Genomic DNA, 15,244 nt, shown 5'->3' on the forward strand with positions numbered 1-15,244 from the left:
CTCCCGCTAGCGCCTCCGCAGCATGTGGAAGGGGATAGCGAGGCTCAGCGAAATCGCCAGGATTCCGGCGAAGAACACAACCGCGTGCAGCTCTTCCAGGTGGAAGGCCAGACCAAACAGGTAGATTCCACCCAGGAACAGGACCAGTGCAATTACAAAAATCATGCTGACAGTCTACCGAGGGAGTGCCCCGAAACTCGATTCGAGAGAAAACCTCGTGCTATTGAAAATCTCGGGACCGGGTGCGAACCGCAAGATCCAGGGGTTCGGCGCCGTCGGCCACCAGGTTAATAATGCCCTCGGGGCTGCGCTCCAGGATGCCACGAATCACCAGGGCCGGGGATTCGCGCAGCACCCGGCGGTGGCGCTGCCAGAGGCCGACGCTACAGATCACGTTGATCATCCCGTCCTCATCCTCAAGGTTCACAAACGTGATCCCCGAGGCGGTGGCCGGACGCTGACGGTGCACCACGACCCCGGCCACCCGCACCCGGCGGCCGGATTCGGTGTCGCGCAGCGCGGCCGACCCGAGAATTCCGCGGGCGCCGAGGGCCGTACGCAGCCCGCGCATCGGATGATCGTCGGTCGAGATCCCGGTGGCCCAGAGGTCGGCGGCGAGGGTTTCCTGGGCATCCAGCAACGCAAACAGTGGCGGCTGGACGGTCACCGCGGATCCGGCCAGCTGATTCGGGTTCTCCCGCGATGCCGGACCCGCCTGCCAGAGGGCCTGCCGACGCGAGGTACCCAGCCCGTCGCAGGCCCCCGAGGTGGCCAGTGCTTCCAGCTGAGTTGCGGACAGTCCGGTGCGGCGGCCGAGGTCTTCCATGCTCCGATACTCGCCGCCGCGCTCACGCTCGGCGACGATCCGTGCGGCCGCCTCGGACCCGATCCCGGTGATCCCGGCCAGACCCAGGCGCACGGCAAAGCCGGTGTCGCGACGGTGCTCATGATCGAGGACGGGACCCGACGGATCGAAGGGGCCGGGACTTTCGGCGGGCGTGTGCAGGCAGGCGTCCATGCCCCGCCGCTCGGTACTCTGGGCCGGGAGGGGTTCCAGCCCGGCATCCACCCCCGAACGGTACAGGTCCGGGCGCAGGGTGCGCACCCCGTGCCGGGTCGCATCGGCCACCAGCGTGTGCGGGGCGTAGAACCCCATCGGCTGGGCGCGCAGTAGTGCGGCGAGAAACGCTCCCGGATAGTGCAGGCGCAGCCAGGCGCTCGCATAGACGATCAGGGCGAAGCTGATCGAGTGGCTCTCGGCAAATCCGAAGTTCGAAAAGGCCTCGATCCGCTCGTAGATGTTGTCCGCCTCAGCCCCCACGATGCCGTTTTCGGCCATGCCCGCATAGAGCTTTTCGCGCAGGGTCGCGATCTTCTCCCGGCCGCGCTTGGAACCCATCGCCCGGCGCAGCAGGTCGGCATCCTCGGCATCGCAGCCGCCCACGGCCATCGCCATCTGCATCAGCTGCTCCTGAAACAGCGGAATCCCCAGGGTGCGCTCAAGCACCGGTTCGAGGCTCGGGTGCAGGTAGGTCACCGGCTCCTGCCCCATCCGGCGGCGAATATACGGGTGCACCGCACCGCCCTGAATGGGCCCCGGGCGCACCAACGCCACCTCGATCACCAGGTCGTAGAACGTGCGCGGGCGCAGCCGCGGGAGCATCCCCAGCTGCGCACGCGACTCGACCTGGAAAACCCCCACGGCATCGGCCCGGCACAGCTGGTCGTACACCCCGGCCTCCTCCTTGGGGAGCGAGTGGAGGTCCCAGTGCTCGCCGGTGTGCTCCTCCACCAGATCGAAGCAGTGCTGGATCGCCGCCAGCATGCCGAGGCCCAGCAGGTCGAATTTGACCAGGCCCATCCAGGCGCAGTCATCCTTGTCCCACTGGAGGACCGTGCGTCCATCCATCCGGCCATGCTCGATCGGGCACACCTCCCCCACCGGGCGATCGGTCAGCACCATGCCGCCCGAGTGGATGCCCAGGTGCCGGGGGAACCCCAGCAGTTCGGTGCTGAGGGTGCGCAGTTCCTCGGGAATCTCGGGATCCTCGGCGAGCGCGCTGCCGCGTTCGATCCGCTTAGACCACGCATCCTGCTGCCCCGGGGTATAGCCCAGTGCCTTGGCCATGTCCCGGATGGCCGCCTTGGGCCGGTAGGTGATGACGTTGGCGACCTGCGCCGCGTTGAAGCGTCCATAGCGCTCGTACACGTACTGGATGGCCTCCTCGCGGCGGTCGGCATCGAAGTCCACATCGATGTCCGGTTCCTCGGCGCGCAGGCTGGAAAGGAAGCGTTCAAAGGGCAGGCCGTAGGCGATCGAGTCCACCGCGGTGATCTCCAGCAGGTAGCACACGGCCGAGTTGGCGGCCGAACCCCGGCCCTGGCAGAGGATCCCGCGCGAGCGCGCAAACTGCACAATATCGTGCACGATGAGGAAGTAGCCGGGGAAGTCCTTTTGCTCGATCACCGCGAGCTCGCGGGTGATCCGGTCGCGGTCACCCTCGCTCATATTCGGGTAGAGCTTGGCGGCCCCGCGCCAGGTGAGTTCGCGCAGCCAGCTCATCGGGGTGTGCCCCTCGGGCACCTCCTGCCGCGGCAGCTTCGGACGGGCCGAGCGCAGCCGGAACCCGATCTCGTCGGCCACGGTCACGGTGTGCGCGGCGGCCCCCGGGTACCGGGCGAAGCGCGCGTGCATCTCGGCCGGGGAGCGCAGATACGCGCCACCGGCGGCGGGCAGCCAGCCGGCGTGGGCGTCCACGCTGGTGCGGGCGCGCACGGCGGCGAGGGCCCGGGCCAGCGGGCGACGGTTCGGGGCCGCATAGTGGGCACCCGTGGTCGCCACGATCGGTAGGCCGCGTTCCCGGGCGAGGGCGGCCAGAGCGTCGTTGCGGGTGCTGTCACGCGGATCCCCCAGGTCGGTCAGCTCGACCAGCACGTTCTCGGGTCCAAACCGTTCCTCCAGCCGGATCAGCTCGGCCCGGGCGGCATCCAGCCCCTCGGCGTCCAGGGCCGATCGCACCGGCCCCTTGCGGCAGCCGGTGAGGGCGATAACCCGGTCGCGCAGGCTCTCTGCCAGCACATCGGGATCGAACCGCGGTGCGCCCTTCTCGGCCTCGGGGGCGAGCTGCCCGCGGGTGATCGCCCCGGCGAGCGCATGGTATCCCTCGATCCCCCGGGCGAGGAGCAGCAGGTGCTGCCCGGCCGGATCGGGCACCCCGTTCTGCGGGGCGTCCAGGCCCAGGGTCAGCTCGACCCCAAACATCGTGTGCAGATCGGGGTGCTTCTCGGCGGCCTCGGCCAGGCGCACCGCCCCGTAGAACCCGTTGTGGTCGGTGAGGGCCAGGCCGTGGAGTCCGAGCCGGGCGGCCTCATCCGCCAGCTCCTCAGGGCCGGATGCCCCGTCCAGGAAGCTGAAGTTGGAGTGGGTGTGCAGCTCGGCGTATCCCGGGCCATCCGTCGCTCCGGGGAGGTCTTCGGCGCGCGGTTCGGCAGCCGTCTCCGGGGTCTCCGGTGCAGCCTCGGCGGTGCGCCGCCCGCTCAGCCGGCGCTCAAACTCCGACCAGGGGATCGGTGGATTCGAGAATCCCATCTCGCGCTCCTCTCTGCTGTCTCAGCTAGTCGTAGCGGGCCTCGGCCCACCACTCGCTACGATCACGGCGCACCAGCCAGCCGTGGCCGCGCTCATCCACCAATTGAAAGCGGTCGACCCGCTCGGCCGTGGTCCCGGTGATCACCGGCCAGGGGCCCGCCCATGCCAGCACCGTCGAGTCCACCCCGCCCGGGGCGATCCGCGGGAGCGGCGGGATGACCAGGCGGTGCGGTGGGGCGCTCAGCACGTCCCGGTCGGTGATGCTCACGCTCTCCCCCGCCGCATCGATCACCCGCACCGGCAGCGGCTCGGCCAACACCGTCTGGGGTGGTGCGCCGGGCAGGCTCCCGGGCCAGGGACCGGCGGGATCGGTGCGGGGATCGCGCTCACCCCAGGGCACCAGGCTCTGACGTTCCCGCGGTTCGCGGCCCGCGCCGATCCGGGCGGTCAGGACCCCGTCATGACCCACCATCCCCTGTAACCGGGTCAGGCCGTTATGTACGCGGGTGTCCGGTCCGCCACCCCAGAGCCCGGGCTCCTGGGTACTCATCGCGGCAAGGGTTTCGGGGATCACCCGGATCAGCGCCACCGGCTCGGACAGCGCCGCCTCGATCGCCCCGGATCCCTGCAACTGCCAGCGCACCCGGTCCACAACGTCGCCCGCATCGAGGTGTCGGGGGTGCAGCCAGCTGCGGGCGCTGCGCCCGCCACGGTCCCCGACAATCTCGATCCGCACCGCACTCACCACCAGCGCATGCTCGGCCAGGCCCGCCAGGAAGCGGTCGGCGGAGGCGCGGAAACCGAAGGCCGCCTGGTCGGCGCGCTCAAGCGGCGGATCAAACTCGCGCTCAACCGCAAGCTCGGCCGGTGGGATGCGTGGGCGCACCCGACGAGGGTCCTCCCCCGCGGCGATCCGATGCGCCTGCTCCCCCGCCGCCCCAAACCGGTCCCGGACCGAGGCTGCCGGCAGCGCGGCCAGCTCCCCGAGCCGGTGCACGCCGAGCCGGGCGAGCACCCGGGTCAGCTCGGGTTCGCCCAGCGTGGTCACCGGCATCGGGGCGAGAAAACGGGCCGACTGTCCGGGCGGGATCACCAGGATCGCGTCGGTAATGGGCGCAGGTGAAGGCACCGGCACTGGCACTGGCACCGGCACCGGCACCGGCACCGGCACCGCACGATACGCCGCCTGCTGAGCTGCGAAGACCCCGTCGGCCGCGCCAATCCGCACCGCCGATCCGGCCGGAATCACCCCCGCCTCACGCAGCGCCGCGGTCAACGCCTGCGCCGCCGCCGCCTCACTTCCGTAATAGCGCGCGGGACCGCGCCCGGGCACCAGACACAGCCCCGGCCGCACCTGCTGGATGCTCGGCACGATGCCCTCCAGAATCCGAATCAGCGGCTCGAAACGTCGATGATCCACATCCTCCCGATACGGCACAAACACCGCCTCGGCCGACCGCTCCTGAGCCTCCCGAATCCGCAACCCTCGACGCACCCCCAGCGCCCGCGCCGCCGCGTTCGCGGCGAACACCTCGCCGCGCGCGGTCAGCACCACCGGGGCTTCGAGGGAAATCTCCGCATCCTCGGCGGCGGTGAGGACCGCCCAATCAGGAAGCCACAGTGCCACCACTCGCTCACTCATGAACGCACCACCCACCGCACACGCCACACAGCCACGGCACCAGCACCCGCGCGCTCAGGAACCCACCGCGCACACCACGACCAGGGCGGCATCACCCGCCCAGAAACACAGTCCCGCGGCATCAGCCCACCCCCGCTAAACGACGCTCGGGCTTCGGCACCGCTCGGATACCGGGTCGCTCGGCCGCGATCAACCCGCCGCTCTCGGCCAGGGTCAGCGAGGCTCGACGCAGGCGTCCGGCACGATCGGTCGCCTCAACCCTCAGCTCCCGCGCCCCCAGATATCCAAATCCCGCGCCGATTCCACCCCAGTTGCCGGCGCTATTATGCAGCTCTGCGTCGCTCCCCGGCCAGGTGCCCAGGGTCACCAGCGTCGCCGCCCGCTGGTGCAGTCGAGCCGTCAGACGCGCACGATCCGACGTACTCAGGTGTGGGGCGGGCCCGGTGATGATCACGGTCACCACATCGGCGAGCGCCGCCACCACCTCCAGCCAGTGTGCACCGGGCTGGGGCACCACCACCAGGCGTTCGAGGTTGATCCCCACCCGCTCGGCAGCCTCCAGACCAAAGGTTGGCAGGTCCACCACCGCGCTCCAGGATCCGGCCAGGCTCGGCCCCGCCGCCAGCGCCATCGCCAGCACCGGCGCATCCGGCACCGCATATACCCCGCCCGCCCGCAGCGCGCCGCCGGGCAGCAGGTCGCCGAGGATCGGCAGCGTCGGTAGTGGCTGAGACTCTAGTTCGGTGCGCTGCATCCCCCGGATGCGCTCACGCAGCGCCGCCACGGTGCCCGCCCGTTCGGCGGCACCGGAATCGGCACCGGGCCGAGCGGGTCCGGTGCCCACACGAGAGGAGAAAGCGAGCGACATGCGTTAATATTCGAACACATGTTCGATTAAGTCAATTACGTACGGCATGTCCTGTCGCATCGCGACGGGCCCGGTTTTTCGCGCCCGCTGGGCCTACGCGCGAGGTGGTTTCCTCCGCAACAAATACGGGCGCACACCCACGGAAACGATCAGGAATCCAAGCACACAGCCCACGGAATTCGAGAGAAAATCGTTGATATCTGCCGTGCGTCCGGTTGCCAACACATACTGCATGACCTCGATCCCCAGCGAGATCACTGCCCCGGTGACCGTGGCCTGCCAGAGACGGGTACCGCGCACCGCCAGCAGGATCCCCAACGGAAGAAACATTGTTATGTTCAGGGCAAAGTCCACTAGGTCGGCACGGTTGGTCACATCCAGTGGCCGCAGGTTCAGGCTCGATCCGCCGCCAGATTTTGTTCCAAAGGTCATCGCTAGGGCACCCCATATCCAGACCCACAGGAGCGCGGTTGTCACGATCTGGGCCCAGCGGATGGACCGCCGCGAATGCAGCCACGGCCCACCCGCCAACACGATCGCTCCGCCCACAAAAGACACGGTCAAAGCAAGGGCGTACCAGCTCATGTGGGGCTCCAATCGGTTGCGGGCTATCCCCACACTACGAATGAATGCACCCCGAGATTGGATTTAATGAAATCCGCGGTTAGGCGGTGAAGCCCTCTGCGCGGATGCCCCAGCTCACGCTCCAGGTCTCACCCGGGGCGATCCACTCCAGGCCGATGCCGCTGTTCAGGGCGTTGGCCGGGGCGGTCATCGGCTCGATCGCGACCACCGCGTTGTCTCCGGGATAGCGGGTCGGGTTGAAGACCTGCCAGGTGCCGAAGCGCTCCTCGCCCCAGATGGAGACGGTGCGGCCGGCCGGGTCGGCGAGGGTGTGGATGCTCACGCCGTCCACGATGTGCGGGGCGGCAAAGCCGTGATCCAGGACCACCGAGTCCAGGGCGACGCCGTGGCGCAGGTCGTTGCCCGCGCCCACGGGCACCTCGTTCTGCGGGATCTGGTGGGCATTAACTTCCCAGACGGTGTCGCAGGCCACGGTGAGGGTCAGATCCGAGGCGGGAACGCCGCCGATGGTGAGGTACGGGTGGGCACCAACACCGGCCGGGGCGGGGGCCTCCGAACGGTTGGTGAGGCGGTGGGTCACGGTCAGGCCGCGCTCATCCAGCACGTAGTCCACCTCGGTGTCGAGGTGGAACGGGTAGCCGTGCTGCGGGAACACGGTCGCCGCCAGCCGGATCGAGTTGGCGGTCTGCTCCAGCACCGTATACGGGGTGAAGCGCAGCAGGCCGTGGATCGCGTTTGACTGCGCGGGCTCGGTCACATCCAGCTGCTGCACCTGGCCGTCGAGCACCCAGCGGGCATCCTCCACGCGGTTGGGCCAGGGGGCCAGCACGATGCCCGAGGCCATCGGACGAGGCTCGGTCACATCGTAGGGGGCGAGCACGTCCACGCCGTTCGCGGTGAGGACCCGCAGGCCCGCGGCCACCTCGGTAATTTCGGCGTGCAGGGCGAGGCCATCCTGCTCATGGGCGAGCGTGAAGCTCTGACCGTTGGGGGCTGCGTGCATCGTGTTTCTAAACCTCCTCGACGGCGGCCATATGCCGCCATTTCGACAATAGCGCCAAAGCAGACCGCCCCGCGATCTAAACGATCGCGGGGCGGTCAAAGTGAGAAAAGTTACAGCCTCTCGGCCGCGAACGGCGGAAGGAAGCCATCTGGCCGCGTTAAAAACACAACGCCCCGCGATGCGAGGCGTTGGCAGATGTGGGAGGCTTACGCGTCCTACCCCCTCAGGTTAACACCGCTCGTACACGATGTCCAGGAACGGGTAACGGGCATGACCTCAAAAGTTGGGGTCATGCCCGTCACCTGTGGGAAAAGTTACAGCCGCTCGGCTGCCTCCACCACGTTCTTCAGCAGCAGCGCACGGGTCATCGGGCCCACACCGCCGGGGTTCGGCGAGAGGAAGCCGGCAACCTCGGCCACGGCCGGGTCGATGTCTCCGGAGAGCTTCGCCTTGCCAGACTCGGTGGTGCCCACGCGGGTCACACCCACGTCCAGTACCGCGGCACCGGGCTTGATCCACTCGGGCTTGACCAGGTGCGGCACACCCACGGCGGCCACGACGATGTCCGCCCGGGACACCTCGGACGCGAGGTCCGGGGTGCGCGAGTGGGTCAGGGTCACGGTCGCGTCGATGCCCTTACGGGTCAGCAGGAGGCCCAGCGGACGACCCACGGTGATGCCGCGGCCGATCACGGCCACATGCTTTCCGGGGATCGAGACGCCGCTGCGCTCGAGCAGCTCGATGATGCCGGCAGGGGTGCAGGGCAGCGGCGAATCCAGTTCGCCGCCCACGCCGAGCACCAGCTTGCCGAGGTTGGTCGGGTGCAGGCCGTCGGCGTCCTTAGCGGGGTCGATCAGCTCAAGCATCTCGTTCTCGTTGATGCCCTTGGGCAGCGGCAGCTGCACGATGTACCCGGTGACGGCGGGGTTCTCGTTCAGGTCACGGATGGCCTGACGAATCTCCTCGGCACTCGCAGTTTCGGGCAGATCCACGCGGATCGACTCGATCCCGACCTCGGCGCAGTCACGGTGCTTACCCGCCACATACGAGCGTGAGGCACCGTCTTCACCAACCAGCAGGGTGCCGAGACCGGGAACGATGCCGCGCTCACGCAGGGCGTCGATCCGGGTACGCAGCTCATCCTTGATGGCACTCGCCGCGGCGAGACCATCAAGCTTCTGTGCGGTCATCCCTACAGGCCCGGGTAGAGGGGGAACGCCTCGGTGAGCTTGGCGACGCGTGCACGCAGGGCGGGCAGGTCGGCGCCGGGGCGCAGGGCCAGGGCGATCACGTCGGCAACCTCGGTGAACTCGGCGTCGCCGAATCCGCGGGTCGCAAGCGCGGGGGTACCGATGCGCAGACCCGAGGTAACCATCGGCGGACGCGGGTCAAACGGCACGGCGTTGCGGTTCACGGTGATGCCCACCTCGTGCAGCGCATCCTCGGCCTGCTTGCCGTCGAGCTCGGAGTTACGGAGGTCAACGAGTACCAGGTGCACGTCGGATCCACCGGTCAGGACGTCGATGCCGGCGGCCTTGCTGTCCGGGGCGGTGAGGCGCTCGGCCACGATCTTCGCACCGGAGAGGGTACGACGCTGACGGTCGGCGAACTCGGGGCTACCGGCGATCTTGAATGCGGTGGCCTTACCGGCGATCACGTGCATCAGGGGTCCACCCTGCTGGCCCGGGAACACGGCCGAGTTGATCTTCTTGGCGAGATCAACATCGTTGGTGAGGATGAAGCCCGAGCGGGGTCCACCGATGGTCTTGTGCACGGTCGAGGAGACCACGTGAGCGTGAGGCACCGGCGAGGGGTGAACGCCCGCGGCAACCAGACCGGCGAAGTGAGCCATGTCGACCCAGAGCAGTGCGCCCACCTCGTCAGCAATCGCGCGGAACGCGGCGAAGTCCAGCTGACGCGGGTACGCCGACCAGCCGGCGATGATGACCTGCGGCTTGTGCTCGAGGGCCTGGGCGCGCACGACGTCCATGTCCACGAGGAAGGTTTCGGGGTCAACACCGTAGGAGACGGCGTTGTAGAGCTTGCCGGAGAAGTTGAGCTTCATACCGTGGGTCAGGTGACCACCGTGTGCCAGCTCGAGACCGAGGATGGTGTCTCCCGGCTTGGCGATCGCGGCCAGGACGGCGGCGTTTGCGGTGGCACCGGAGTGCGGCTGGACGTTTGCGTACTGAGCCCCGAAGAGCTCCTTGACGCGGGCGATCGCGAGGTTCTCGGCGACGTCAACGGCCTCGCAGCCACCGTAGTAACGACGGCCCGGGTAACCCTCGGCGTACTTGTTGGTGAGCACGCTACCCACGGATTCCAGCACCGAAACGGGAACGAAGTTCTCGCTGGCGATCATCTCGAGGTAGTCGCGCTGGCGACCCAGTTCCTGCTCCAGGACCGCGGCGATCTCCGGGTCTACTTCGGCAAGGGGGGCGTTAAATAGGTCGGTCAAAACTGGCTCCTCTGATGACAGCGGCGGACAAAACATCAATTTTCCGTATCGGCCCAGGCGTGCGGTCGAATCCGTGTCGGTCGCTCCCCGATGGTAACCATCTTGAGTGGTGCGATCCCGCTCCACCGACGCCAGTCGCGACGCGATTAGCCTAGCATCCCGGGGCGGGCTCGTGGGCGATCCGCATGCAAACATCAGACATACGCAGGAGAACGGATTCGGTACGGTCCCAGCCGCCGAAAACCAGCCGTTCCCTAACCTAGGGTTTCCTCTCCAACAGCTCCGGCACACGGCACTGATCTCGCACCCACTCCTCCAGCTCGGGGGAGATCCACCGCAGCACATCCATGGCGCAATCCTCGTACGCGACGGACGTTGACCAGGCACCAAAACCCTGTATTTCCCAACAAACAAAGCCAAATTGAACTTTTTTTGATAAAAACTGAAGCTCCAATGTAGAATTACAAGCCTCACCCTTTTCAACCCTTCTGGAGAACGATATGAGTAGCAACACCTTTCAGCCGTCCCTCTGGATGAAGGAAGCATTCGAGGAGGATGCGGCGGAAGTAGCCACGATTCTCATCCAGGCTGCATCCACCGCACAGGCAGATGGCTCTGAGGCTAAAGCTGGAAGCCGCCTCACCACAGATGATGCCTACGGAGTAACCGCACGACTTGCATTCGCGAATGAAACCGTTACTGGGCTCGAGGAGATCGGCGCGGAAATCGTGCACCCCAGAGGAAGCCGTCACAGCGTTGGGGTAGTGAATGGAACCTTGATTCTTGCGATAAAGCTGCCTGCGAATAATAAAGGTGTTGACGACATCAAGATGAAATCCGCAGTCCGTCGTCGCATGCTGGACCTCGCGCCGGTCCGCGAGCACACCACTTTGGATTTCGGAGCCGACTACGAATTGACTAGTTCTGATGGGCGCGTTGTCAACACCACCGAATTTGGCACGGCAACACGAGCGGTACTCATTGCTCTCAAGGGATCCGCACGGAGCGGAGTCGAACACCTTTACATAGGCGATGTACGTCTCAGCGATTCAGGAGAAGTGATCTGGCTTCATCGAGAAGAACTGCCAATCGATATGACCGAAACGACAGTTGCAGGGCTAGTCGCACTCGATTTAAAACCACAGGATGGATCCTTCGCCTCAGGCGCTCTTCCTAAAGCATCGCTCGGTCTTGTGACAAACGATGAAACTGTCACAGACAATGACATCGCCGATGAACGCACAGATTCCACCGATATGAAAACAGCAGTGAACGATGAATCTTCAAAGAACTCCCGATAGCGTGCAGAGCGCCGCTCTGAGTAACGAAAAAATCGCAGAAACATTTGATGGCGACCGGCTTAAGCAAGCTCGCCAGCTTGCTCTTCGTACGAAGCAAGATATCGCCAACGCCATTGGGGTGTCACCTGCAGCAATAGGTCAATATGAAGCGAATGCGATAGCTCCTCGCCCGGAGCTCATCACCGCGCTCGCGGATGTGCTTGAAGTCCTGCCCGAGTTTTTTGCGGCAGGACGACCACAATCGAAACTTGAGTCCGGCGACGCTTTCTTCCGCAGCCTCAGAGCCACTACTGCACGTCAGCGTGCCAAAGCTACGTCTTACACTGAGCAAGTCTGGGAACTCGTCAACACCATTGAGCGACATGTTCGTCTGCCAATGGTCAACCTTCCAGATTTTCAAAACGATCGAATGGACAGCCCAAAAGATCCAGTAAGCAAGGCACGCAGCATCCGGCAGTTTTGGGGCTTGAACGGGGAGCCTATCTCCCATCTCGTGCGCCTTCTCGAAAGCTACGGGATTGTTGCAGTGCTCGTTCCGATGGTTGAACATGAAGTTGCTCGTATCGACGCTTTCTCAACGCTCGCTTTTGGCCGCCCTATGATGGTGCTCTCCTTAGACAAAGCTGACGATGTTTTTCGCCATCGATTCACGGCAGCACACGAACTCGGTCACATCCTTATGCATGGCGAATTCAGCGCAGGAGACCCGACACTTGAACGAGAAGCTGATCGTTTCGCGGCAGAATTTCTCATGCCGTCGAATATTATTCTCGACGAACTCCCTCGGCGATTTGACATGCGAAAACTCGCTCGCCTCAGTGAACGGTGGGGAGTTTCTATTCAGTCTCTTATATATCGGAGCAAGGAACTAGGAATAATCTCAGATTCCGCCGCTCGCCGTGCCTACATAAAGCTGAACGATCTCAAAGCCACGCCGATGGTAGCCCATCGACCAGTTCATCAGTACCCCGGCGAAGTGCCGGGAATGTTGGCGCAAGCGATTGACCTCGCAGGAACTCGAGGAGTGACAATCGCATCAATCGCAGCAGAACTGGCTTGGAGGCCTGCGCGAGTTCGGCAGTTACTCGGCGAACAAGACACCCGCCCCACTCTCACCTTGGTATAAACGCAAGACGTCACGGAGTCACAAAAATTAGAATTGCGCTTTACGAATCGTAAAAGCGGATACAAAGTTATGGGTGCCAGAGTTTGACTCACAACATGCGCGCTGTTGCGCTAGCTGATCCTAGGTTTTCAGAGCCCCGCAGTCTAGGCTGGCAACAACGCTTCAGAACGGCCTCTGGTCCTTAGCAGATTAAGCCGCTGAGGCGTTTTTGCTTGTCAAAGGAAGCAATCCAACTCCCTAGCACCCCGGAGTACACGCTGCGGGACTACACTCGTGCGTATGCGGAACCTCATTCACTCGGCCACCGTAATTTCCGGCGGGCAGAGCACCAAGCACGCCTGGATCGAGTTTGACGAGGATGGGATTACTGCCCGCGGCACCGACGACACCTGGCGGACACGGGTCGCCGAGAGCCCCGATACCACGGTGATCGACGGCACCGGGCAGATCATCACCCCCGGCCTGATCGACCTGCACTGCCACGGCGGCGCGGGCATGGCCTTTGAGCAGGGTGAAGAGGCGATCCGCACCGCACTTGCGCTGCACCGCTCCCACGGCACAACCCGCGCGGTGGTGTCGTTTGTCAGTGCGGACGTTGAGGACCTGGTCACCCGCCTGGAGATCGTTGCCGACCTCGCCGAAACCGATTCGGGAGTCCTGGGCAGCCACCTGGAGGGACCGTTCCTGGACCCCGGACACCGCGGTGCCCATGATCCCGAGGCCCTGCGCACCCCCGATGTGCGCACGGTGGACCGGCTGATCGAGGCCGGCCAGGGCACGCTGCGCCAGATCACCATCGCCCCCGAGCTCGATGGGGCCACCGAGGCCATCCGTGAGCTCACCGCCGCCGGGGTGATCGTCGCCGTGGGGCACACCGACGCCGACTACACCGCCGCCCGCGCCGCCTTCGACGCCGGGGCGACCCTCCTCACCCACGCCTTCAACGCGATGCACCCGATCCACCACCGTGCGCCCGGCCCGGTGCTGGCAGCGATCGACAGCCCCGGCGTGACCCTCGAGGTCATCAACGACGGCGTGCACGTCCACGAGAGCGTTGTGCGCCTTGCCTTCACCGAGGCACCCGGCCGCATCGCCCTGGTCACCGATGCGATGGCCGCGACCGGTGCCGCCGATGGGCACTACATGCTGGGTTCTCTTGAGGTCCTCGTCACCGAGGGCACCGCCCGGCTGGTTGAGGGCGGTTCGATCGCCGGATCCACCCTGACCCTGGATGCCGCGCTGCACCGCGCGGTCCACGTCGTGGGCATCCCGCTTCCCGAGGCCGTGCGCGCACTCACCGAAACCCCCGCCCGGGTACTCGGGCGTGAGCGCGACCTGGGCGCGATCGAGGTCGGCTATCCCGCCGACGTTCTGCTCTGGAGCGGCGACCTCACCCTCCAGCGGGTGTGGGCCGACGGGACCGAGTATCCGGCGGCACACGCCTAGACCCCGCAGCACCGCTCCCCCGCGCAGGCTCCGGACACCCGATACGGGTCAGACAACAAACACCACAACGGCCCCGTCCGGTGAGAATTCTCACCGGACGGGGCCGTTGCGCGGGACGGACTAGTTGGCCTCCTCGCGCGGCAGCAGCACCTCGGGGGTGCGGATCTGGCCGGGCAGGGTGTCCACGGGCAGGGTCGGGAACGCGGCACGGGTCGCCGGCCAGCCGCTGTCGCGCAGCTCCTTCATGGTCTCGTCAAAGGCCTGCAGGGCGGCGACCTCGTCGGAGGCGAACGCGGTGGCGATCCGCACGCCGCGCCAGTAGTCTGCCGCATCGGTATACAGGGCAAAGGCGACGTTCCCCAGGCGCTCGATCAGGGTCCAGGCGGTCTGCTCGCTCACCTGCCCGGCCACAAACGCGGTGCGGACGATCGCGATCAAGCGCTGCACATCCCCCGCCCACAGCAGCAGCGGCGGACGCCCGGCCTGCGATTCGGCCAGCGCGCGCAGGTCCCACTCGGACAGACCGGTTAGGCCGGCGATGCGGGTGAGCATCCGCTCGGCATCCGGGCCGTTGAGGATCGCCTGGAAGCGGGCGCTCATGCTGTGCTGGGCCATCCCATCGGCCACATACAGTTCCAGGTCGCGCTCGGAGGCGATCCGAGTGCGCTTGTCCAGGTCGGCCTGCAGGTCGCGCAGATCGTTCATCGGCAGAGAGATGATCGGGTAACCCTTGGCACCGTCGGCGTACTTCTTGCGCAGCGATTCGGGCAGTTTTGACCAGGCCGGGGAGAATTCCAGGCTGGAGTTCCAGAGCCCCGAACGGAAGTCCGATTCGGCATCCAGCGCCAGCAGTGACTGCTGCGCCGGGGTGATCTCGCTCGCACCGGTCAGCCGGCGGTAGCGGCGCTGATCGCGCCAGGGTCCCCAGGAGTCCAGGCTCGAGACGGCAAAGGCCACCACCACAAACGCCAGCGCGGCGGTGAGCACCGGGGCAAAGGTGGAATCCGGGGTAAACGGCAGCGCGGCGGCAATGGCGTGCCAGTTCACCGAGACCACGGCGGCCGCGAGAATCGCGATCGCGAAGGTCAGCAGCGAACGCCCCTGCGCTCGGGCGGGCCGCTGATCCTTTCTCAGCTGCTGATAGTTACGCTGATGCCAGATGCGCGGACGGACGGGATAGGCACGTTCACCGAGATGGTTCTGAAGAGTCACCCAAACGAGTGTAA

12 protein-coding genes are annotated in these 15,244 nt (G+C 65.9%); 3 read left to right on the plus strand and 9 right to left on the minus strand.

Annotated elements, in window-relative coordinates:
• Positions 1–6: 6 nt before the first annotated feature.
• The 8 genes from M2390_RS14905 to glyA all read right to left on the minus strand — a co-directional run bounded on the left by M2390_RS14905 (position 7) and on the right by glyA (position 10,145).
• Positions 7–165 carry a hypothetical protein gene (locus tag M2390_RS14905; RefSeq protein WP_183091816.1) on the minus strand — a complete coding sequence of 53 codons (159 nt, stop codon included), beginning with the start codon at positions 163–165 and terminating at the stop codon, positions 7–9.
• Between the two features lie 55 nt (positions 166–220).
• A complete protein-coding gene (locus tag M2390_RS14910; protein ID WP_259179885.1) occupies positions 221–3,589 on the minus strand; it encodes an error-prone DNA polymerase in 3,369 nt (1,122 codons plus the stop codon).
• Positions 3,590–3,614: 25 nt separating this feature from the next.
• On the minus strand, positions 3,615–5,231 hold the full coding sequence (locus M2390_RS14915; protein ID WP_259179886.1) for a DNA polymerase Y family protein: 1,617 nt from the start codon (positions 5,229–5,231) through the stop codon (positions 3,615–3,617).
• Between the two features lie 121 nt (positions 5,232–5,352).
• The gene (locus M2390_RS14920) at positions 5,353–6,099 is read right to left on the minus strand and encodes a hypothetical protein (protein ID WP_259179887.1); all 747 of its coding nucleotides are present in this window, start codon (positions 6,097–6,099) and stop codon (positions 5,353–5,355) included.
• Between the two features lie 93 nt (positions 6,100–6,192).
• Positions 6,193–6,684: a VanZ family protein gene (locus tag M2390_RS14925; protein ID WP_259179888.1), complete on the minus strand. Its 492-nt coding sequence runs from the start codon at positions 6,682–6,684 to the stop codon at positions 6,193–6,195.
• A gap of 79 nt (positions 6,685–6,763) precedes the next feature.
• Positions 6,764–7,687, minus strand: coding sequence for an aldose 1-epimerase family protein (locus M2390_RS14930; protein ID WP_259179890.1), 924 nt, complete (start codon positions 7,685–7,687; stop codon positions 6,764–6,766).
• Positions 7,688–8,001: 314 nt separating this feature from the next.
• Positions 8,002–8,877, minus strand: a complete 876-nt coding sequence (locus M2390_RS14935; RefSeq protein ID WP_121647338.1) for a bifunctional methylenetetrahydrofolate dehydrogenase/methenyltetrahydrofolate cyclohydrolase — start codon at positions 8,875–8,877, stop codon at positions 8,002–8,004.
• A gap of 2 nt (positions 8,878–8,879) precedes the next feature.
• Positions 8,880–10,145: a serine hydroxymethyltransferase gene (gene glyA, locus M2390_RS14940; RefSeq protein ID WP_310503996.1), complete on the minus strand. Its 1,266-nt coding sequence runs from the start codon at positions 10,143–10,145 to the stop codon at positions 8,880–8,882.
• 500 nt (positions 10,146–10,645) lie between these two features.
• On the opposite strand from glyA, the gene M2390_RS14945 reads away from it, so the two are divergent.
• The 3 genes from M2390_RS14945 (at position 10,646) to nagA (ending at position 14,018) form a co-directional block, all read left to right on the plus strand.
• Positions 10,646–11,446: a hypothetical protein gene (locus tag M2390_RS14945; protein WP_259179893.1), complete on the plus strand. Its 801-nt coding sequence runs from the start codon at positions 10,646–10,648 to the stop codon at positions 11,444–11,446.
• Complete coding sequence (locus tag M2390_RS14950; protein ID WP_259179895.1) at positions 11,421–12,572, plus strand: XRE family transcriptional regulator; 1,152 nt, start codon at positions 11,421–11,423, stop codon at positions 12,570–12,572. Before M2390_RS14945 ends, M2390_RS14950 begins: the two co-directional genes overlap by 26 nt.
• Before the next feature lie 279 nt (positions 12,573–12,851).
• Entirely contained in the window at positions 12,852–14,018 is a 1,167-nt protein-coding gene (gene nagA / locus M2390_RS14955; protein ID WP_259179897.1) for an N-acetylglucosamine-6-phosphate deacetylase, read from the plus strand.
• 120 nt (positions 14,019–14,138) lie between these two features.
• On the opposite strand, the gene M2390_RS14960 is transcribed toward nagA, so the two are convergent.
• Positions 14,139–15,230, minus strand: coding sequence for a DUF1266 domain-containing protein (locus M2390_RS14960; RefSeq protein ID WP_259179900.1), 1,092 nt, complete (start codon positions 15,228–15,230; stop codon positions 14,139–14,141).
• Between the last annotated feature and the right edge of the window lie 14 nt (positions 15,231–15,244).

It is taken from the genome of Mycetocola sp. BIGb0189 (genome assembly GCF_024810155.1).
Taxonomy (GTDB): domain Bacteria; phylum Actinomycetota; class Actinomycetes; order Actinomycetales; family Microbacteriaceae; genus Mycetocola; species Mycetocola lacteus.